General features: G+C 65.0%; 17 protein-coding genes and 1 tRNA gene. 13 read left to right on the top strand and 5 right to left on the bottom strand.

Annotated features, from left to right (window positions below):
* Positions 1–744 carry a 23S rRNA (guanosine(2251)-2'-O)-methyltransferase RlmB gene (gene rlmB / locus QOL82_RS17785; RefSeq protein ID WP_283443646.1) on the top strand — a complete coding sequence of 248 codons (744 nt, stop codon included), beginning with the start codon at positions 1–3 and terminating at the stop codon, positions 742–744.
* A 22-nt stretch (positions 745–766) separates the two neighbouring features.
* A complete protein-coding gene (locus QOL82_RS17780; protein ID WP_283443645.1) occupies positions 767–1,417 on the top strand; it encodes a YceH family protein in 651 nt (216 codons plus the stop codon).
* 396 nt (positions 1,418–1,813) lie between these two features.
* On the opposite strand, the gene prsT is transcribed toward QOL82_RS17780, so the two are convergent.
* Complete coding sequence (gene prsT, locus QOL82_RS17775; RefSeq protein ID WP_283443644.1) at positions 1,814–4,594, bottom strand: XrtA/PEP-CTERM system TPR-repeat protein PrsT; 2,781 nt, start codon at positions 4,592–4,594, stop codon at positions 1,814–1,816.
* Between the two features lie 384 nt (positions 4,595–4,978).
* On the opposite strand from prsT, the gene QOL82_RS17770 reads away from it, so the two are divergent.
* From QOL82_RS17770 to QOL82_RS17760, 3 genes are read left to right on the top strand one after another with little or no spacing between them, the layout of a single operon-like run.
* The gene (locus tag QOL82_RS17770; protein ID WP_283443643.1) at positions 4,979–5,227 is read left to right on the top strand and encodes an acyl carrier protein; all 249 of its coding nucleotides are present in this window, start codon (positions 4,979–4,981) and stop codon (positions 5,225–5,227) included.
* A complete protein-coding gene (locus QOL82_RS17765; RefSeq protein WP_283443642.1) occupies positions 5,227–6,066 on the top strand; it encodes a hydrolase 2, exosortase A system-associated in 840 nt (279 codons plus the stop codon). Before QOL82_RS17770 ends, QOL82_RS17765 begins: the two co-directional genes overlap by 1 nt.
* Positions 6,063–6,941, top strand: coding sequence for a hydrolase 1, exosortase A system-associated (locus QOL82_RS17760; protein ID WP_283443641.1), 879 nt, complete (start codon positions 6,063–6,065; stop codon positions 6,939–6,941). Before QOL82_RS17765 ends, QOL82_RS17760 begins: the two co-directional genes overlap by 4 nt.
* Before the next feature lie 68 nt (positions 6,942–7,009).
* On the opposite strand, the gene QOL82_RS17755 is transcribed toward QOL82_RS17760, so the two are convergent.
* The gene (locus QOL82_RS17755) at positions 7,010–8,122 is read right to left on the bottom strand and encodes a GNAT family N-acetyltransferase (RefSeq protein WP_283443640.1); all 1,113 of its coding nucleotides are present in this window, start codon (positions 8,120–8,122) and stop codon (positions 7,010–7,012) included.
* A gap of 628 nt (positions 8,123–8,750) precedes the next feature.
* On the opposite strand from QOL82_RS17755, the gene QOL82_RS17750 reads away from it, so the two are divergent.
* From QOL82_RS17750 to QOL82_RS17720, 7 genes are all read left to right on the top strand, one after another.
* Positions 8,751–10,148, top strand: a complete 1,398-nt coding sequence (locus QOL82_RS17750) for a TIGR03013 family XrtA/PEP-CTERM system glycosyltransferase (protein WP_283443639.1) — start codon at positions 8,751–8,753, stop codon at positions 10,146–10,148.
* 16 nt (positions 10,149–10,164) lie between these two features.
* Positions 10,165–12,258, top strand: a complete 2,094-nt coding sequence (gene prsK, locus QOL82_RS17745) for an XrtA/PEP-CTERM system histidine kinase PrsK (protein WP_283443638.1) — start codon at positions 10,165–10,167, stop codon at positions 12,256–12,258.
* Positions 12,249–13,607 (top strand): PEP-CTERM-box response regulator transcription factor, encoded by a 1,359-nt coding sequence (gene prsR / locus QOL82_RS17740; RefSeq protein WP_430438510.1) that lies wholly within the window; start codon positions 12,249–12,251, stop codon positions 13,605–13,607. Before prsK ends, prsR begins: the two co-directional genes overlap by 10 nt.
* A 12-nt stretch (positions 13,608–13,619) precedes the next feature.
* Positions 13,620–15,218 (top strand): acyl-CoA ligase (AMP-forming), exosortase A system-associated, encoded by a 1,599-nt coding sequence (locus tag QOL82_RS17735; protein ID WP_283443636.1) that lies wholly within the window; start codon positions 13,620–13,622, stop codon positions 15,216–15,218.
* Positions 15,215–16,456: a pyridoxal-dependent decarboxylase, exosortase A system-associated gene (locus QOL82_RS17730; protein ID WP_283443635.1), complete on the top strand. Its 1,242-nt coding sequence runs from the start codon at positions 15,215–15,217 to the stop codon at positions 16,454–16,456. The genes QOL82_RS17735 and QOL82_RS17730 overlap by 4 nt, the downstream gene beginning before the upstream one ends.
* A 113-nt stretch (positions 16,457–16,569) precedes the next feature.
* Positions 16,570–18,003, top strand: a complete 1,434-nt coding sequence (locus QOL82_RS17725; protein ID WP_283443634.1) for a mannose-1-phosphate guanylyltransferase/mannose-6-phosphate isomerase — start codon at positions 16,570–16,572, stop codon at positions 18,001–18,003.
* Between the two features lie 147 nt (positions 18,004–18,150).
* Positions 18,151–18,450 (top strand): hypothetical protein, encoded by a 300-nt coding sequence (locus QOL82_RS17720; protein ID WP_283443633.1) that lies wholly within the window; start codon positions 18,151–18,153, stop codon positions 18,448–18,450.
* A gap of 5 nt (positions 18,451–18,455) precedes the next feature.
* Here QOL82_RS17720 and QOL82_RS17715 read toward each other — a convergent pair whose 3' ends face one another.
* Positions 18,456–19,220 carry a S1 family peptidase gene (locus QOL82_RS17715; RefSeq protein ID WP_283443632.1) on the bottom strand — a complete coding sequence of 255 codons (765 nt, stop codon included), beginning with the start codon at positions 19,218–19,220 and terminating at the stop codon, positions 18,456–18,458.
* Positions 19,221–19,278: 58 nt separating this feature from the next.
* The gene (locus tag QOL82_RS17710; protein WP_283443631.1) at positions 19,279–20,097 is read right to left on the bottom strand and encodes a YdcF family protein; all 819 of its coding nucleotides are present in this window, start codon (positions 20,095–20,097) and stop codon (positions 19,279–19,281) included.
* 140 nt (positions 20,098–20,237) lie between these two features.
* On the opposite strand from QOL82_RS17710, the gene QOL82_RS17705 reads away from it, so the two are divergent.
* Positions 20,238–20,330 (top strand) — tRNA-Leu (locus QOL82_RS17705).
* Between the two features lie 363 nt (positions 20,331–20,693).
* Here the strand turns inward: QOL82_RS17705 and QOL82_RS29290 are convergent.
* Positions 20,694–20,789, bottom strand: a 96-nt coding sequence (locus QOL82_RS29290) for an integrase core domain-containing protein (protein WP_430438509.1), incomplete at its 5' end; no start/stop codon positions are given.

Raw genomic sequence — 20,789 nt, 5'->3', positions numbered from 1 at the left:
ATGAAGAGCAAACTGATTTTCGGCTTCCATGCCGTGACCGCGCGACTCCGCCACGAGGCGGAAAGCATCGAGGAAATCTATGTCGATGCGGCGCGGCACGACCCGCGCATGCGCGAACTGCTGCGCGCCGTGGCCGCTGCGGGCGTGCGCGTGATCCAGGCCGACGAAACCCGCCTGTCCAGCATGGTCGGCAGCCGCCGCCACCAGGGCGTGGTGGCCAAGGCCGGCGCGGTCTCGCTGGCGCGCAATCTCGATGAACTGCTGGACATGGTAGTCGGACCGCCGCTGATCCTGATCCTCGACGGCATCACCGACCCGCACAATCTCGGCGCCTGCCTGCGCGTGGCGGATGGCGCCGGCGCGCATGCGGTCATCGCTCCCAAGGACCGCGCTGTCGGCCTCAATGCGACGGCCGCCAAGGTGGCCAGCGGCGCGGCCGACACGGTGCCCTACATCACGGTCACCAACCTCGCGCGGACCATGCGCGAACTGAAGGAACGCGATATCTGGCTGATCGGCACCACCGAGGATGCCGACAAGGGCCTGTACGAAGCCGACTTCAGCGGCGGCGCTGCGCTGGTGATGGGTTCGGAAGGCGAGGGCATGCGCCGGCTGACGCGCGACACCTGCGACCTGCTGGTGTCGGTGCCGATGCTGGGCTCGGTGGAAAGCCTGAACGTGTCTGTGGCGTCGGGCGTCTGCCTGTACGAAGCGCGCCGGCAGCGCATGGTCAAGGGCGTCTGAGCCCGGACGAGGCGCGCAGACGATGACGGACGATCTTGAACTGGCGGCGGTCGACATCCGCGTGCTGGCCGTGCTTGCCGAGAAAGAGCGGCTGACGCCGGACAATTACCCGCTTTCATTGAATGCGCTGGCCAACGGCTGCAACCAGCTGACCAGCCGCGACCCGGTGATGGCGGTGTCCGAAGCCGACGTGCAGCAGTCGCTGGACACCCTGGCAGCCGCCCGGCTGGTGGCGGAAGTCAGCCAGGCCGGCGCCCGCGTCAGGAAATACGAACACCGGATGCGGCTGCGCTGGACGCTGGAGCAGGACAAGCTGGCCGCGCTGGTCATGCTAATGCTGCGCGGCCCGCAGACCGCGGCCGAAGTGCGCAGCCGCGCCGGGCGCATCCACGAGTTCGACAGCGTCGCCGCGGCCGAGGGCGCGCTGCAATTCCTGATCGACAAATATCCGCCGCTGGCATGCCGGCTGGCGCGCGCGCCCGGCGCCAAGGAAGTGCGCTATGCGCACCTGCTTTCCGGCGACGTGGCTCCGGAAGCGCAGGCCGCGCCGGAGGCGGCGGCTAGCCCCAGGCAGGACCGGATCGCGGCGCTGGAGCAGGAAGTCGCGGCGCTGAAGGAAGAACTCGCGAGCCTGTCCCAGGCGTTCGCGGAAATCAGGCGCCTGCTGGACTAGCGACAAGGCTTGGCCAATCGCATCGGCCCCGAAGCCGCCATCGCTCTGCCTATGCGCGCAACCCAGCGCATCCGCGCCCGGAGCGGGACACCGCAGCCCTTACTCCAGTCCCGGTTCCCAAAACGCCACAAAAATGCGTAGGGTGTAATAAGCGCAAGCGCATTACACCATTGCTTGCGAACGGGCGATGGCGGTTGATTGGCGAGTGGTGTAATGCGCTGCGCTTATTACACCCCACGAGCCTACGAGCCTACAACCGAGGCAGACGAATCGGAACCATCGATCTCATCCGGCATGCCATGACTTGGGATCGGTATCAACCCATCGCGCTGTTTCCAAGCGGATTGCATAAAAAAATGGCGCCCGCGGGCGCCATCTTCTTTTGCCGAACCAGGCTTACAGCGACTTCAGCATCGCCTTGGCTTCCTCGACCTTGGGCGAGTTGCCGCCCTTGGCGATCACTTCCTCGAAGCTCTTGCGCGCATTTTCCTTGTCGCCGGTCTTGGCCTGAGCCAGCGCCAGGTTGTAGCGGATGTTGATCGCGTTCGGCGCCGCGGCAACCGCCTTCTCCAGGTAGGAGAGGCCGCGCTTGGCGTCGCCCTTGTCGACCAGCAGGAAGCCCAGCGTGTCCATCACGGCCGGGTTCGCCGGCGCCAGCGCAGCCGCCTTCTCCGCATACTCCAGCGCCTTGGGATCCTTTTCCTTGTAGTAGGCGAGGGCGAGGTTGTTCAGCGCGCCGACATTATTCGGCTCCTGCTTCAGGATGGCCTCGAACTGGCTGATCGCCGCCTTGTTGTCGGTCGCCATGCTCAGCGTAGCGAAATGCAGGCGCACCGCATTGTCTTCCGGATGGGCCTTGAGCCAGGCGGCGACCTTGGCGTCTGCATCCTTGGCCCTGCCGCTCTTGGTCAGCGCTTCATGCAGCTTCAGCAGCACGCCGTTGTCGCCATTCGCAGCCATGGCCTGTTCATAAGGCTTCACGGCCTCTGCCGGCTTCTGCTGGAGCATCATCATGTCGCCTTCCAGCGAGTAGCCGACCGACGCCTTCGGACGCTGGGTCTGGATCTGGCGTGCAATCGCCACGGCGTCGGCCGCCTTGTTGTTGCGCACGTGCAGCGCCGCCAGCGCTACCTGGGCGTCGAGATAATCCGGCTTCAGCGCGATCGCCTTTTTCAGCGCGTCGATTGCGCCGGGCTGGTTCTGCAGGCTCATCTGCACGGTCGCGACGCGGTACTGCGCCACCGGCGAGTTGGGCACGACGCCGGCGAGCTTGCGGTAGGTATCCAGCGCGCCGTCCTTGTCGCCGTTGGCGAGCTGGGTCTGCGCCGAGAAATCCAGCACTTCAGGGTTGCTCGGGTAGCTGACGATCAGGCGCTGCGCCAGTGCAGACGCCTTCTGCTTGTCGTTGGTGCGCAGGTAGGCGACGCCGAGGCGCAGCGCCGCAGGAATGTCCGTCGGCTGCGCGTTCGACGCGCGCTCGAGCAGCGCGACGGCCTCGGGCGTCTTGCCCTGCGACTGGGCCAGGCTGGCAAGCGCGGTAATCGCTTCGACGTTGTTCTTGTCCTTCTCAAGGAAAGCCTCGATGCGTGCGCGCGCCGCGTCCGGCTTCTTCTCCGCAAAATCGATCTGGGCCAGGTTGGCGACCGGCGGGAAATAGTTGGCCTGCAGCTTGGACGCCTCCTCGAAGCTCTGGCGCGCCAGCGGCAATTCCTTGCGCGACAGGTAGACATTGCCTTTCAGCGTCTTGACCATCGCGTCGTTCGGCTTTTCCGCTTCCAGCTTCTTGACCGCCGCCAGCGCCTTGTCGTATTCCTTCATGCGCAGGTGGTTCATCACCAGCAGCATGCCGGGCTGGGCGTTCTTGGTGTCCATGTTGCTGGCCATTTCCAGCTCGGCCATGCCGCTGGCGTTCTCGCCCTGCGCCAGCTTGCTCATGCCCAGCGCCGTGCGCAGCATCGGCGTCTGCGGCGACAGCGCGCTGGCCTTCTCGAAATACTCGGTGGCTTTCGGGAAGTCGCGCGAGCGCATATAGGATTCGCCCGCCAGGCTCAGCAGCTGCGGATCGGTGCCGCGCGCCTGCTGGATCGCCGGGTTCAGGACCGACAGCGCGCGCTGCGGGTCGTTATTCTTCAGCATGATCGACGCCAGCAGCTTGCTTGCGTATACATTGCCCGGGTTGGCTTCCATGTAGCGCTTCACGTACTGCTCTGCCTGCTCGTTGGCGCCAAGCGCGTACTGGATCGCGCCGGCCAGCAGCACGCTGGGCATGTGGTCAGGCGCGACCTTCAGCACCTGCTGGATGGCCTCGAGCGCCGGCTTGTGCTTTTCCTGCGTGAAATCGAGCAGGGCCTGCGCGTAGGTGACCATGGGCGCAGACGGCGCGAGCTTGCGCGCAGCGTCGATTTCCTTCGCGGCGTCGTCGAAACGGCGCATCGAAATGTCGAGATTGGCCTTGGCGATGTGATTCTGCACATGATCCGGCTTGATCTTCAGCGCCATGTCGTAGGCAGCCAACGCCTCGTCATTCTTGTTCTGCGCGCGCAGCAGTTCGGCTTTGGCGACCAGCGCTTCGGTATTTTGCGGATTCTTCGACACCGCCTGGTCGATCAGGCGGGTCGCGCCCTCGACATCCTTGTTGAAGTAGGCGATCTTGGCCAGACCGACCAGGGCCAGCGGCGCATCCGCCTTCAGCTTCAATGCCTGTTCGTAGGCGGTCTTGGCCTCGGCCTGCTTGTTCAGCGCGGCATAGGCGTCGCCGCGGATGACTTCGACGTTCGCATCCTGGACCGGTCCGGCAGCGGCCAGTTCGTCCAGCGCCTTCTGGAACTGGCCTTGGGCCATCAGCGACTTTGCCAGTTCCGGGGCGGTCCTGGCTTTCGCGATTCCCAGTTCCATGGCGCGGCGAATTTCTTTTTCCGCCGACAGCGTGTCGCCGGTTTCGTTGTAGACGACGCCCAGCAGGTAGCGCGCTTCGCCATCGTCCGGCTTTTTCTGCAGCGCATTCTTCAACTGGATGATGGCGGCCTTGCGGTCGCCCTTTTGCTGGTACTTGACCGCTTCGGCGACCAGCTGCTCCGGGTTGTCGCCGCGACCGCAGGACGCCAGGCTGCCGGTGAGAAGCAGAACGCTGGTGACCATCACGGCCGATGCGGCCATTTTTGTCTTTTTAACTGACATGAGTATTCCTTTGAACTAAGAACAACTTGATGTGGGGGTAATCAGGCGCAGCGCGACGTGCGGGAGCAAATATGCCGCACCGCACTGCCGAATTGGCAAGAATAACTGCAAGAATGACACGAGAGATTCCGTAAAGCAACAAACTTCATCGCGTAGCGGCGCAGGCTGCCTGCTGAATTGGACCTGATGGGAGAGTACACCAAGCGCTTGCCCCTGTAACCGAATTCTTTCTAAGATTGCACTTGTTTTGAGGAAACGCATCGGCGGCCCGCGCCGCGTCTCCCTACGGCGTCCGGCAGACATTGTCGTTGCTGTATCATCGCGGTCTTGAAATTTTCCAACGCGCGCGACTCGTTCAACCGAATTACAGACTGGCACAACGGCATGCAATCCCTTGAAGAAGTGAAACAGATCGTCATCGACACCCTCGGCCTGCGCGAGCGCGGCGCCGCGCTCGGCGCGGACAGCCCGCTGCTTGGCGCGCTGCCCGAACTCGACTCGATGGCCGTCATCAACCTGATCACCGCGCTCGAGGAACACTACGGGTTTTCCATCGCGGACGACGAAATCAGCGCCGACGTGTTCGAAACCCTGGGCAGCCTGTCTGCCTTCGTCGGGCGCAAGCTGGGCTGATGCAGGCGGCGCCCAGCCATCCGCCGGCCGAGGCTTTTTTCCTGGAGGCGCGTCCCGGCAGGCGGTTTTGCCTGTATCACCCGCCGCAGGGACGGGTGCGCGGCGCGGTGCTGCACGTGCCGGCCCATGCCGAGGAAATGAACAAGTCGCGGCGGATGGTGGCCCGGCAGGCACGGATGCTGGCAGCGCAGGGCCTGGGCGTGCTGCAGCTGGACCTGTACGGCTGCGGCGACAGCGACGGCCTTTCCGCCGATGCGCGCTGGGAAATCTGGCGGCGGGACGTGCTGCTCGCGCTGGCGTGGCTGCGCGCGCGCACCGCCGGTCCGATCTCGCTCTGGGGCCTGCGCCTCGGCGCGCTGCTGGCGCTGGACGCCGCGCAGGAGGACGGGGGGCTGGCGTCGGTGCTGCTGTGGCAGCCGGTGACCGAAGGCGCGGCCTACCTGACCCAGTTCCTGCGGCTGCGGCTGGCGGCGGACATGCTGACGGCGTCCGGCGGCACGGGCGACACCGGCGCATTGCGCCAGGCGCTGGCCGGCGGCGCCAGCCTGGACATCGCCGGCTACACGATTTCCCCGGCGCTGGCCAGCGCGCTCGACGCCGCCGCGCTCGGCGCGATGCAGCCGCCCGGCTGCCCGGTGCACTGGCTGGACCTGGCCGCGCAGCCGGGGCGCGCGATGGCGCCCGGACGCGCGGCGGTCGCCGCGCGGCTGGCGGAACAAGGCTGGACGCTGCAGACGGGCGTGGTGCAGGGTGCTGCGTTCTGGTCCAGCCAGGAGATCGCCGAAGCGCCGGCGCTGCTCGACGCCAGCGCCATGCTGCTGGGTGCGGAGGCGCAATGAGCGCAATCGAGCGCGGCATCAGTTTCGCCTGCCAGGGCTGCTGGCTGTATGGCGTGCTGTCGCTGCCGCCGGACTCGTCGCCGCCGTCGCAGCGCGGCGTCGTGCTGGTGGTGGGCGGCCCGCAATACCGGGTCGGCAGCCATCGCCAGTTCACCCTGCTGGCCCGCGAACTGGCGCGGCAGGGCGTGCCGGTGCTGCGCTTCGACTATCGCGGCATGGGCGACAGCGAAGGCGAGATGCGGGATTTCCTGAATGTGGACGCCGACCTGCAGGCGGCGATCGACGCATTTGCCGCCAGCGTGCCGGCCGTGCGCGAGATCGTGCTGTGGGGTCTGTGCGACGCGGCGTCCGCCGCCATGCTGTATGCGCACCGCGACCCGCGAGTGGCCGGGCTGGTGCTGCTCAATCCGTGGGCGCGGACCGAGGAAGGCGAGGCGCGCGCCTACCTGAAGCATTACTACCTGTCGCGCCTGATGCAGGCCGGCCTGTGGCGCAAGATCGCGCGCGGCCAGTTCGACTACGCGGCGGCGGCGCGTTCCTTCCTCCAGCTTTGCAGCAGCGTGCTGCGCCGCGGGAACGCGGCCGGCGGGAGCGACGGCGCGCCCGCGCAGCCGGCAAGCACGGCGCCATCGCTGCCGGAAAGAATGCTGGCCGGATTCTCGCGTTTCCAGGGCCGCACGCTGATCATCATCAGCGGCGCCGACCTGACCGGCCGCGAGTTCTCGGACATGGCGGCGGCGCCGGCCTGGCGCAAATTGATGCGCAGCCAGCGCATCAGCCGGCAGACCCTGCCGCAGGCCGACCACACGTTCTCGCGCCCGGACTGGCGCGACCAGGTCGCGCAATGGACCGCCGACTGGCTGCGACGCTGGTAGGAATTGCATGCCGGAGCGGCGGCGAACCAGGCGTACCGAGCGGCGATCCTCCCGCCGCATGCCGGATGCTAGGCATTCTCCGGCGCTCGTTGCCGGCGGCGGCGCAGCATCGCCTTGACCCTGGCGCCGCCCAGGTGCAGCGCGGCGGCGGCCAGCCCGCGCGGCGAGCGCAGGTTGAAGGCGACGATGCCGCAGCGCTCGCGGCTGGCGGACATCCAGTCGCGCTTGTACGCATCGTCGCCCGTCAGGTAATCCACCTCCTTCACCTTGTCGATGTCGATCACGTGCCGCATCAGGCGCTCAGTCAGCAGGGAGCCGATCGACAGGCTCGCATATTGCTCGTCATAGGCGAGCTTGTAGATGGCCGCGACGCCGCCGCAGACGATCCACAGTTGCGCCGCCGCCGGATTGCCGTCGACGGTGGCGACGCCCAGCCGCAGCCATCCGTGCGCCGCGCAGGTGCGGATCAGTCCCGGCATGAATTCCGGGCTAGGCTCCGGCGACTTCCAGCTGCGCGCATACACCGCCTGGTAGGCGGCAATGGCTGCCTCCACCGCATCGGCCTTGTCGTCGCCCGTCACGATGGCGAACTGCGCGCGGCCGGATTTCTCCAGCTGCCGGCCCTTGCGCCTGAGCGTGCTTCTGAGCTTGGAGGGCAGGCTGGCGGCATAGTCGTCGTACGAACGGCCGGCCACGTCCAGGTACCAGTTGACGAAGCAGAAATATCGCTGGGTCGCCATGCCGGCTGCGGCCAGCGCGTCCAGCAGCGGCTGGAACAGCGGGTCGGCCGGGTCAAGCGGATGGAGGTCCAGCACGTCCCAGCGCGGCCGTTCGGCGGCGAGGCTGTGCGCGAGCTGCCGGAGGCGCTGCGGCTGAAGGTCCGCCGGCGCGGCGACGACGCCGAACAGCGAGCTGTACCAGTTGGCCAGGCCTTCGAGCCGGCGCAGGCCGAAGCGGCCGGTCATATGCCGCAGCGGCAGCAGCAGCGACAGCGCGGCCCCGGCCTGGTCGCGCACGCCGTAGATCCGCAGCCTGGCCGGCGCTTCCAGCCCGCGGTCAGCCAGGTTCCCGAACCATGCTTTCGACAGGAACAGGCCGTTCGACGCCGATGCCGCATCGAACACGCGGTCGGCATCCGCGGGAAGGGCGTCCAGGTCAGGATAATTTTCAACGATAGGCATGGGGAGGAAGAAAAGGGGAGTGGCGCGTGCGTCAGGCTGCGGATTATGGCCACCGCACCGCGGATGCCATTGCTTCTTATCAATATTATTTCACAAGTCCCGGCCAGACTGTTGCAATTTGGCTATCATGGTAGTTGTGATTGCGGCCAGATTTTTTCCGAGGTTCGTTCAACGCACATCGGTACAATTCTTAGCATTCCAAAATGCAACATCTGGAATGCGCGATGCACGGACTTGCGCTAGATCGATTTTTACAACACCTGCTGCGGAATGTGACCATGCTCCTGGCGTCTTATGTCTATGGCATCAAACGCGAATTCCATCATGGCAATACATTGATGGGTTGATATGTTTATGTACCTTACATGCGACAATCGCACCCCGTTAGAACAAAGCTTGATGATAAGTATGATGCACTGCAGCACATTCCGAAGGTCTGGCAAATTTTATATGTTCAAATAATCTTTCCTAAATCATTTCTTCATAGTAATATTGTTTTAAAGAAATAAATTGACAGTGTCATAGGGGAGCTGTGCCTGGTATCGCCGGCCCCGCTTGCATGCACCGCGTCAATTCACGGGTACTGGCCGGCCTGGCCAGTGCCTGGAACAAGTTTGGAGTGAGAAACGTGTTAAAGATTTCTAACCATTACGTATCCAAGATCGCGTCAGCGCTGCTGCTCATCGAGATTGGCATCCTGATCGCGTCGGCCTACCTGGCGGCGGCCGTGCGTTTTTCAGGCGACACCGGATTTTTCCGGACCGACGATCACCAGTTCTTTCCGTCCGCGATGGCCTTCGCCATCTCGATGGTATTCGCGATGACGGCGCTGGGCATGTACCAGCACGACTTCCGCGAAGGCTTCCGCAACACGCTGCTGCGGATGATGCCGTCCTTCCTGCTCGGCTTCATGCTGACCGCCTTCGTGTTCTACATCATGCCGGGCTTCTACTTCGGCCGCGGCATCCTGATGCTGATGCTGGGCTTTGCCGCCTGCGGCATCCTGCTGGTGCGGGTCGTGCTGTTCAAGTCTTCCGAGTCCCGTCTGCTGGAGTCGCGCGTGCTGTTCCTCGGCGCCGGCCCGCTGGCGAAGGAGTGCGCCGACCTTGCCAGCAACAACGGCGGTTACCATAAATACGACGTGGTCGGCTTCGTGCCGATGCCGGAGGAAACGACCTCGGTGCCGGCCGCCTCCGTACTGCCGGTGGGCCGCTCGCTGGTCGCCATCGCCAACGAGCACAATGCGTCCGAGATCGTCGTGGCCGTGCAGAACCGCCGCGGCGGCTCTTTCCCGATCCGTGAACTGCTGGACTGCAAGCTCAACGGCATCAAGGTAATCGATTCCGCGACCTTCTTCGAGCGCGAAGCCTGCCAGATCCGGGTCGACTCGCTGCAGCCGAGCTGGTTCGTGTTCGGCAGCGGTTTCGACCAGACCTTCATGCGCAGCTTCGTCAAGCGCGCTTTCGACCTGTTCGCCAGCCTGCTGATCTTCATCGGCACGCTGCCGGTGACCTCGATCACCGCGCTGCTGATCTGGCTCGAGGACCGTTCCCCGATCTTCTATCGCCAGGAGCGGGTAGGCGAGGACGGCAACACCTTCATGGTCCTGAAGTTTCGCAGCATGCGCACCGACGCCGAGAAGGAAGGCGCGCCGATCTGGGCCAAGACCGGCGACACCCGCACGACCCGGGTCGGCCGCGTCATACGCAAGCTGCGCATCGATGAAATTCCGCAGGTGCTGAACGTGATCAAGGGCGAGATGAGCTTCGTCGGTCCGCGCCCGGAACGGCCATTCTTCGTCGAGCAGCTGTGCGAGAAAGTGCCTTATTACAATATGCGCCACAGCATCAAGCCCGGCATCACCGGCCTCGCCCAGGTCCGCTACCAGTACGGCGCATCCGTCGAGGACGCGGTGCAGAAGCTGCAGTACGACCTGTATTACGTCAAGAACAACAGCCTGTTCCTCGATTTGCTGATACTCCTCGATACGCTGCAGGTCGTATTGCTGAGCAAGGGCAGCAGGTGACCCGGGCAGCCCTGCCATGGTAGTCAACGTCATCGCGGTCAGCTACGGCATCGCGGCGGCGGCTTTCCTCCTGCTGACGCTGCTGCTGCTGACCAGCTGGCGCGGCCGTCTGCACGGCATGGCGCTGACGGCGGCCAGCGGCATCACCGCGCTGTGGGCCGGAGTGGTCGCCCAGCAGGCGAGCGCCGGCATCCAGCTTTCGCTGGCAAGCGACATGCTGGAACTGGCGCGCAATGCCGCATGGACCATCTTCCTGGTGGCGGTGCTGAGTCCTTACCGCAAGGACAGCGGCGCGCCGGTGGTGCAGTCGCGGCTGCTGGCGCCCGGCCTGGCCATGCTCTACATCCTCTGCGCCGCCGGCACCGTCTACAGCCGCTGGATCCTGCGCGATGTCGACACCCAGATCTATTTCATGGCCAACTTCGTCGGCCGCGTTGCGATGGCGGTCATCGGCATGCTGCTGGTCGAGCAGCTGTACCGCAGCACGCCGCCGCAGGAACGCTGGGCGATCAAGTTCGCCTGCCTGGGCGTCGGCGGCCTGTATGTCTACGACTTCTACCTGTACAGCGACGCCATGCTGTTCCGCGCGCTGAATGTCGATATCTGGGCCGCGCGCGGCATGGTCAACGCGCTGGCGGTGCCGCTGATCGCGGTGTCGGCAGCGCGCAACCCGAAGTGGTCGCTCGACATCGCAGTGTCGCGCCGCGTGATCTTCCATTCGGCGGCCGTGGTCGGCTCCGCGCTCTACCTGCTGATGATGGCGCTGGCAGGCTACTGGCTGCGCTTCTTCGGCGGCAGCTGGGGCTCGGTGATGCAGGTGACCTTCTTCGCCGCCGCGCTGGCGCTGCTGGCGGGCATCGTGTTCTCGGGGACCGTGCGCTCGCGGCTCAAGGTGTTCATCAGCAAGAACTTTTACAACTACAACTACGATTACCGGGAAGAATGGCTGCGCTTCACGCGCACGCTCTCGACCAAGGGCCCGGACCTCGGCGAGCGCGCGGTGCAGGCGATCGCCGACCTCGTGGAGAGCCCGACCGGCGCGCTGTGGCTCAGCAACGGTGCGCATCATGCGCTGCTGGCGCACTGGCATATGCCGGACGCGGCCGGCAGCGAACCGGCCGACAGCGCATTCTGCAGCTTCCTGCAAGGCCGGCAATGGGTGGTCGACCTCGACGAACTGGAGGCCGACCCGGAAAAATACGAAGGCCTGGTCGCGCCCGAATGGCTGCGCAAGCTGCCGCGCGCCTGGCTGGTGGTGCCGCTGATCATGCACGAGGAATTGCTGGGCTTCGTCGTGCTGTCGCAGCCGCGCAGCCGCATCCGGCTCAACTGGGAAGTCACCGACCTGCTGAAGATCGCGGGCAACCAGGCCGCCAGCTACCTGGCGCAGCAGCAGTCGGCCAATGCGCTGATGGTGGCCCGGCAATTCGAGTCCTTCAACCGGATGTCGACCTTCATTGTCCACGACCTGAAGAACCTGATTTTCCAGCTGTCGCTGCTGGTCGCCAATGCCGAAAAGCATCGCGACAACCCGGAGTTCCAGAAGGACATGATGGATACGCTGGATAACTCGGTGAAGAAAATGAAGCTGCTGCTGCACAAGCTCAACAGCGGCGACTCGATCGAGGGACCGGCGCCGCTTTCGCTTGATAAACTGCTGGCGCAGGCGGTGCAGCTGAAGTCGCAGTTCGAGCCGCGGCCGACGCTGGAACTGCATGACAAGGGCCTGACGCTGCTGGCCAACTGGGGCCGCATGGAACGGGTGGTCGGACACCTGATCCAGAATGCGATCGAGGCTTCGCCCCGCGACGGCCGCGTGCTGGTCGCCCTGCGCCGGCAGGACGAGAACGCAGTGATCGAGATCAGCGACAATGGCGCAGGCATGACCGAGGAATTCATGCGTTCGCGCCTGTTCAAGCCCTTCGAAACCACGAAGTCGGCCGGCATGGGCGTCGGCGTGTTCGAAAGCCGCGAATATATCCAGGAACTGGGCGGCAGGCTCGATGTAGCCAGCCGTGCAGGCGAGGGCACCACCTTCACCATGACATTACCGTTGAACGGCGCGCGCGCCGGACAGCGGATAGACGAACAGCAAGAGGAATCTGCGTGAGCCAGTCCAAGAAACACCTGCTAATTATCGAAGACGACCCAGGCCTGCAAAAGCAGCTGCGCTGGAGCCTGGACGATTACGACGTGCTGGTCGCAGGCGACCGCGACGCCGCGCTGGCCATGGTGCGGCGGCATGAGCCGGCTGTCATCACCATGGACCTGGGCCTGCCGCCCGACCCGGACGGCGCGACCGAGGGTTTCGCGACGCTGCAGCAGATCCTGTCGCTGACGCCGGACGCCAAGGTCATCGTGCTGACCGGCAACCAGGACCGCGCGAATGCGGTCAAGGCAATCGGGCTGGGCGCCTACGACTTTCACCACAAGCCGTTCGACCCGGAAATGCTGAGCCTGGTGATCAACCGCGCGTTCTACCTGCATGCGCTGCAGAAGGAAAACCGCAAGATCCTGCAGAACCAGGCCGATTCGCCGCTGGCCGGCGTGATCAGCCGCGACCCCGGCATGCTGAAGCTGTGCCGCAGCATCGAGAAGGTGGCGCCGACCTCGGCCAGCGTCATGCTGCTGGGCGAGAGCGGCACCGGCAAGGAAGTGCTGGCAAGGGCGCTGCACCAGCTGAGCCCGCGCGCCGAGAAACGCTTCGTCGCGATCAACTGCGCGGCCATCCCGGAGAACCTGCTGGAGTCCGAGCTGTTCGGCTACGAGAAGGGCGCGTTCACCGGCGCGGCCAAGCAGACGCTGGGCAAGATCGAAACGGCCAACGGCGGCACCTTCTTCCTCGATGAAGTGGGCGACCTGCCGATGCCGCTGCAGGCCAAGCTGCTGCGCTTCCTGCAGGAGCGGGTGATCGAGCGCATCGGCGGCAGGGAAGAGATCCCGGTCGACGTGCGCATCGTCTGCGCAACCCACCAGAACCTGAAGGAGCTGGCCAGCGCCGGCCGCTTCCGCGAGGACTTGTATTACCGGCTGTCGGAAATCGTCATCACCATACCGCCGCTGCGCAACCGCATCGGCGACGCGGCGCTGCTGGCGCATCATTTCAAGAACCGCTTCTGCAACCAGGAAGGCCGGTCGTCGCTGAACTTCAGCGACGATGCGATGGCGATGATCGAGTCGCATCCGTGGCCGGGCAATGTGCGCGAGATGGAAAACATCATCAAGCGCGCCGTCATCATGGCGGACGGCCCGCAGATCGTCGGCGAGGACCTCGGACTGGGCGACTCGCCGGCGACCGACGAGTTCATGAACCTGCGCCAGGTGCGCGACGAAGCCGAATACAGGGCCACGATCAAGGCGCTGGCCCGGGTCGACGGCAACATCGTGCGCGCCGCCGAACTGCTGGGCGTGAGCCGGCCGACGCTGTACGACCTGATGAGCCGCCACGGCATCAAGTAGGCGGGAGACCGAATGAGCTTGCGCACGAGCGACTTCATCCACGCCTCGGCGATCCGCACGCCCGACGCCGAGGCGCTGGTCTTCCAGGACCGGCGGCTGTCCTATGCCGAACTGGCGCGCGAGGTCGAGACCTGGTCGGGCGCGCTGCTCGCGCTGGGCATCGCCGCCGGCGAGCGGGTCGCGATCTATCTCGAGAAACGCATCGAGGCGGTGACGGCGATGTATGGCGCGGCCGACGCCGGCGCGGTGTTCGTGCCGGTCAACCCGCTGCTCAAGGCCGAACAGGTCGCCTACATCCTGGCCGACTGCGACGTCCGCATCCTGGTGACGTCGGCCGAGCGGCTGGCCGCGCTGGCGCCGGCGCTGGCCGGCTGCCCCGGCCTGCGGATCGTGATCGCCACCGGCCAGCCGGGCGGCGTCATGCTGCCGCATGGCGTGCGCCTGGTCGCCGCCGCCGGACTGCCGGCGCCGGTGCCGCCGCGGCTGCCGCACCGGCGCATCGACAGCGATGTCGCGGCCATCCTTTACACGTCGGGCAGCACCGGCCAGCCCAAGGGCGTCGTGCTGTCCAACCGCAACATGGTCGCCGGCGCGCGCAGCGTGGCGGCCTACCTGCACAACCGGCCCGACGACCGCATCCTGGCGGTGCTGCCGCTGAGTTTCGATTACGGCCTGTCGCAGCTGAGCACGGCCTTCCTGTCCGGCGCCTGCGCGGTGCTGATCAATTACCTGCTGCCGCGGGACATCGTGCGGATGGTCGCCAGCGAACGCATCACCGGCCTGGCCGCGGTGCCGCCGCTGTGGATACAGCTGGCGCAGCTGGACTGGCCGGAAGGCGGCACGCTGCGCTACCTGACCAATTCCGGCGGCGCGATGCCGCGCACCACCGTCGCCAGGCTGCGCGCCGTGCTGCCGCAGGCGGAGATCTACCTGATGTACGGGCTGACCGAGGCATTCCGGTCGACCTACCTGCCGCCGGCCGAACTGGCGCGCCGGCCCGACTCGATCGGCCGCGCGATCCCGAACGCCGAGGTGATGGTGGTCCGTCCCGACGGCAGCCCGTGCGACCCGGACGAACCGGGCGAACTGGTGCACCGCGGCGCGCTGGTGGCGATGGGCTACTGGAACGACCCGGCGCGCACGGCAGAGCGCTTCCGTCCCGCGCCGGGACGCGATGCCGGCCTGCCGCTGCCGGAAATCGCGGTCTGGTCCGGCGACACGGTGCGGATGGATGCGGACGGCTTCCTGTACTACATCGGCCGCAGCGACGACATGATCAAGGTGTCGGGCTATCGCGTCAGCCCGACCGAGGTCGAGGAAGTCGTGCATGGGGCCGGCGGCGTGCTGGAAGTCGCGGCGATCGGCCTGCCGCATCCGACGCTGGGCCAGAGCATCGCCGTGGTGGCGGTGGCCCTGCCCGAAGCGCCGGCGAGCGCCGACAGCGTGCTCGACGCCTGCCGGCGCGCGCTGCCGGCCTATATGGTGCCGATGTCGGTCGAGATCCGCGACGGCAGCCTGCCGCGCAACCCGAACGGCAAGATAGACCGCAAGCTGCTGCAGGCCGAGCTTGCAGGCCGGCACAACCAGGACACGAGCAACGCCGCATCATGAGCCACAGCAAACCCGTACACGCGCCGCAGACCCATTTCGGCGTCGTCGACAACTGCCTGCAGGTGGGCGGCATCCCGCTGCATCGCCTCGCGCAGCGCGTCGGCGGCACGCCATTCTTCGCCTATGACCGCGGCCTGCTGACCGGCCGCGTCGCGCACCTGCGCGCCAGCCTGCCGCAGGCTATCCAGCTGCACTTTTCCGTGAAGGCCAACCCGATGCCGGCGCTGGTGCAGCACATGGCCGGACTGGTCGACGGTTTCGACGTCGCGTCCGCCAGCGAGATGCGGGTCGCGCTGGACACGCCGATGCCGCCGGCCTCGGTCAGCTTCGCCGGCCCCGGCAAGACCGACGCCGAACTGACGCAGGCAATCGCCGCCGGCGTGGTGCTGAGCCTGGAGTCGCCGAACGAGGCGGTGCGGGCGGCGCGCATCGGCGACATGCTGGGACTCAGGCCGCGGGTGCTGCTGCGCATCAACCCCGACTTCGAGATGAAGTCGTCCGGCATGAAGATGGGCGGCGGCGCGCGCCAGTTCGGCGTCGATGCCGAGGAGGCGCCTGCGCTGCTGCGCAAAGTCGGCGCGCTCGGGCTGGATTTCCACGGGCTGCAGATCTTCAGCGGCTCGCAGAGCCTGTCGGTGTCGACCATCGTCGATGCGCAGTCCAGCACCTTCGAACTGGCCCGCCGTCTCGCCGACGATGCGCCGGCGCCGGTGGTGCTGCTCAATATCGGCGGCGGATTCGGCATCCCGTATTTTCCCGGCGAGGCCGCGCTCGACCTGCGGCCCATCGCCGACAACCTCGATGCCTGGCTGCCGCGCATGCGCGACGCGCTGCCGCAGGCGAACGTGGCGATCGAGCTCGGGCGTTACCTGGTGGGCGAAGCCGGCGTCTACGTCACCCGCGTCACCGACCGCAAGGTGTCCCGCGGCCAGGTTTTCCTGGTCACGGACGGCGGCATGAACCACCAGCTTGCCGCCTCCGGCAACCTCGGCCAGGTGATACGCAAGAACTACCCGGTCGCCATCGGCACGCGGATGGAAGCGCCGGCCGGCGAGACCGAGTCGGTCAATATCGTCGGCCCGCTCTGCACGCCGCTCGACATCCTCGCCGACCGGATGCCGCTGCCGCAGGCCGATGTCGGCGACCTGGTCGTCGTGTTCCAGTCGGGTGCTTACGGGCCGAGCGCCAGCCCGTCCGGTTTCCTGAGCCGACCGGCCGCAGCCGAAGTGCTGGTCTGAGGTCGCGGGACGCCGCAGCACAGAAAGTATTGCCGACATGGAAAAGTTACAAAAATGATGAGTGTATTTTACAAATTACGCAGCGTTGTGCGTTCAACGAAAGGAGCCACCTGATGGCCAACATTTATCCCGTAATCCTGTCCGGCGGCTACGGCACGCGCTTGTGGCCGCTGTCGCGGGCGGCGCTGCCAAAGCAACTGCTGCCGCTCGCGTCGGAAAAGACCATGCTGCAGGAAACCGCGCTGCGTGTCGCCGGCCGCGTGGAATTGCAGCCGCCGCTGCTGGTCTGCGGCGATGAGCACCGCTTCCTCGTCGCCGAACAGATGCGCGAGATCGGCATCAAGCCGATCGGCATCCTGCTCGAACCCGAGGGCCGCAATACGGCGCCGGCAGTCGCCGCCGCCGCGCATTTCCTGCTCGCGCGGGACAAGGAAGCGGTGATGCTGGTGCTGCCGGCCGACCATGTCATCAGCGATACCGACGCCTTCCATGCAGCCATCGGCCGTGCGCTCGAGGTCGCGCTGGGGCAGGGCGCGCTGGTCACGTTCGGCATCGAGCCGACGGGGGCGGAAACCGGCTACGGCTATATCCGGCGCGGCACGCAGGTCGCCGGCTTCGACGGCTGCTATGCGGTCGAGCGTTTCGTCGAGAAGCCGGATGCCGCCACCGCGCAGGGTTTTTTGGACGATGGCAATTACAGCTGGAACAGCGGCATGTTCCTGTTCGAGGCGTCCCGCTACCTTGAAGAGCTGACCCGGTTCCAGCCGCGCATCGCCGAGCAGACCGCGGCTGCGGTGTCCGGCCGGCATGGCGACCTCGATTTCTGCCGGATGGACGAAGCGGCATTTGCCGCCTGCCCATCGGACTCGATCGACTATGCGGTGATGGAACATACCAGGCATGCGGTGGTCGTCCCGGCGGCGCTGGGCTGGAATGACGTCGGCTCGTGGTCGGCGCTCTGGGAAGTCCAGCAAGGCGACGAGAATGGCAACGTGCTGCGCGGCGACGTCTATACCGACAACGTGCAGAACTCGCTTGTGCGCGCCGAAAGCCGCATGGTCGCGCTGATCGGCGTGCAGGACCTGATCGTCGTGGAAACCGACGACGCGGTGCTGGTCGCACACAAGGACCAGGTACAGCAGGTCAAGAAAGTGGTCGAGCACCTGAAGAACAGCAAGCGCACCGAGCACCTCAACCATACCCGCGTCTATCGTCCGTGGGGATATTACGAAGGCATCGATGCCGGCAGCCGCTTCCAGGTCAAGCGCATCATGGTCAAGCCGGGCGAGAAACTGTCGCTGCAGATGCATCACCACCGCGCCGAGCACTGGGTGGTCGTGCGCGGCACCGCGCGCATTACCTGCGGCGAGACGGTGAAGCTGCTGAGCGAGAACGAGTCGACCTACATCCCGATCGGCGTCACCCACCGCCTGGAAAACCCGGGCAAGATGCCGCTGGACATCATCGAAGTGCAGTCGGGCAGCTATCTTGGCGAGGATGACATCGTCCGTTTCGAAGACATCTATGCAAGGGCTGAATCGGCCTGAACTGGACAGTTGCTGTCGAAAAATCTTACAGGGTGATGACAGGCATTACGCAAGTGTTTGAATCACCTTGTTTCTTTTATGGGCATGGATATTGCTAACATTCATCTGTAACAGTTTGTAAGAGGTTCATGCGGGGGAGACCACACCATGCATGAAACCGTTCCGGGCGGCCTTAACCATGTCGGAAGGCGCTATAGCTGCCACACCAGGATAAAACAGATGATGAGCACCCAAGAGCAATTTGCCAGTACCCTGCCAGAGATCAGGTCGACGCGATTCGTCCGACGCGATTTTCTCAGCGCTCATATCGTTGAAGTCGGCTTGTTGTTGCAGGAACAGTTTGGCGTCGAGCATGCGGCAGCCTTCCTGAAGGACAATTTCATCCATCTCGACGTCGCCATGCGGGTGCTGCTGCGCCCCAGCGAGCGCAGGCGCCACCAGGGCTGAAGCGATTATTTGCCGTTGAGCAGGCGGGTGATGTATTTACCCGGTATCGCGTAGGTGATGCCGCTGGGGTTGCTGATCGCGTTTTCCTTCACGCCCTTCACATAGACCATGTTGATGATGCCCACGACCCCGCCGGTCTTCGGGTCGAACACCGGGCTGCCGCTATTGCCCGGGTAAGCCGTACCGTCGAGCTGGAACACCGCGAAAGGCGAGCGCTGCATCTGCGCGATGGTTTTCGCGTCCAGCTGACGCGCGTTGGACGCCGGGATGGCAATCGGCGTGATTGCCGACAGCATCGCCCGGTGCGTCACGTGGCGCATGCCCAGCAGCATCCCGAGCGGAAATCCGGTGAACGCCAGTTCCTCGCCTTCCTCCACCTTTTCGGAGTCCTGCAGCTGCAGCACAGGCAGCGGCGCGCCGCTGATGCGCAGGTGCGCCAGGTCATGTTCCCGGTCCACGCCCGCCACCATGGCAACCCGGAAAGTCGGATTCGCACCTTCGCCGGTGATAATGCCCAGCATTTCCTTCTGATCGGTATTGAGGGATGCGGGCAGCACATGCGCGTTGGTGATCACGCTCAGCCCATCGCCGACCGCAAAGCCGGTCCCGCGGAAGTCGGCGGAGGGACTGCGGGTCTGCTGGAAGGTGCCGATGGCGACCACCGCCGGTTTCACCCGCTTGATCACGTCCACCATGTCCTGGGCGCTGGCAGGGACAGCGGCGCACAGCGCAGAAACGGTCAGGCAGGCGCAGCGGAAACGGTTGAGCATGGCAATGTATCTCGAAATGTGAACAGAAAGAAAGATTACAGAATACCAGACTGTGCGCCTATCGCATGTCGGAAGAAGTTGCACTACTTTCCACCGGTTCGTGATAGCGCAGGCGGTACCAGGCGATGCCCAGCAATTCATAGACCGCATACCAGGACTGGCGCAGGCCTTCGGCGCTCGGCAGATAGGAGCCGACGGTCAGCGGCGCATAGCTGAAGAACAGGGTAGGGGCGGCCACCACTTCCAGTCCGGCACGCTGGAAGGCCGTCCGCGATCGCGCCATGTGCATCGCGTCGGTGACCACCATCACCCGGCGCACCTTTTCCGGCCGCAATATCGCCGCGCTGAAGGTCGCATTTTCAGCGGTATTGCGCGACTTGCCCTCGATCCATTTCACCGGCACCCCAAAGTCGTCCCGCAGCGCCGCCGCCATCGCATCGGCCTTGGACCACGCCGTGTCGTCCACCAGGCCATTGCCCCCTGTGACCAGCACCGGCAGCTTCGTCGCGCGCTGCAGCCGAGCCGCATACCGCAGCCGCGCCAGCGCGATGTAGTCGGGAATGTCCCGCCCGTCATACTCCGGCGCGTCCCGCACCCGCCCGGCGCCTAGCACCACGATTGCCTGCGCGCCGGTATTGTGGACGACCTGCAGCGGCGCGGTCAGCTGCTCCAGCGGCTTGACGAACAGCCGCGCCCCGGCCGTAGTCGATAACACGAACAGCGCGACGATCGCGCCCCCCGTCATGATCCGTCCTCCCATCGGGAAGCGCCGGCGCATCAGCAAGCCGATGGCCATCAATAGAAAAAGGCTGCTGGGCGGCAGGATGATTTCCCGCGGGATGTCGTTCAGTGCTGCAAGGATTGCGGTGATGCTCATGGCTAACTACGCTCCGGTCTGCGAATGCCGCGCAAGTAGACCGCATAGCGCTTGCGCCCGTCAAGCAAGGAGCAAAATAAGCCTTCGTTGAATTCCCTTGAAGCCACATCCGTGCATGCTAGAATCCTGACCTCATTCAAGCCCGAGTGGTGAAATTGGTAGACACAGCGGACTTAAAATCCGCCGCTTACCCGAGAGGGGGCGTACCGGTTCGATTCCGGTCTCGGGCACCAATTTACTGTGTTTTCTTGTATCATGGCATCTCAAAACCCGCTTTCTTCATAGGAGAGGCGGGTTTTTTCTTGTCATAGACCGCATCGGACCAAGCAAAACTCGGCGATCGCAGCGAACGCCAAGTGGCAACGCCAAGTGGCAGAAAAAGAATCAAAGTGGCTGGCGGTGCAGCAGGCGAAGCTACTACGTGCGCCATGAGCGCTAACCAGTGCTTACCAAAGAAGACAGTTCCAATGCAGCCACAGCAATCAAGGTAAGGACGCGTTCGGGACCCGTCATTTTCAAGAACTCCATCGATTAATACGAACCTAATTTTTGCAGTACCGCTCTGGTCTCGCCCCTGTATTCCCGGACCACCGGTGTTAGTTAATCAAAGCCTGTTTCTCCCTGAACCTGCGTGGCGGCAGGTACTTTAGCGCGCTGTGCGGGTGCTTTGTATTGTAGTGCTCAAACCATCC

It is taken from the genome of Noviherbaspirillum suwonense (genome assembly GCF_900182955.1).
GTDB classification, from domain to species: Bacteria; Pseudomonadota; Gammaproteobacteria; order Burkholderiales; family Burkholderiaceae_D; genus Noviherbaspirillum_A; species Noviherbaspirillum_A suwonense.
This window is presented reverse-complemented; position numbering and strand designations above follow the sequence as displayed.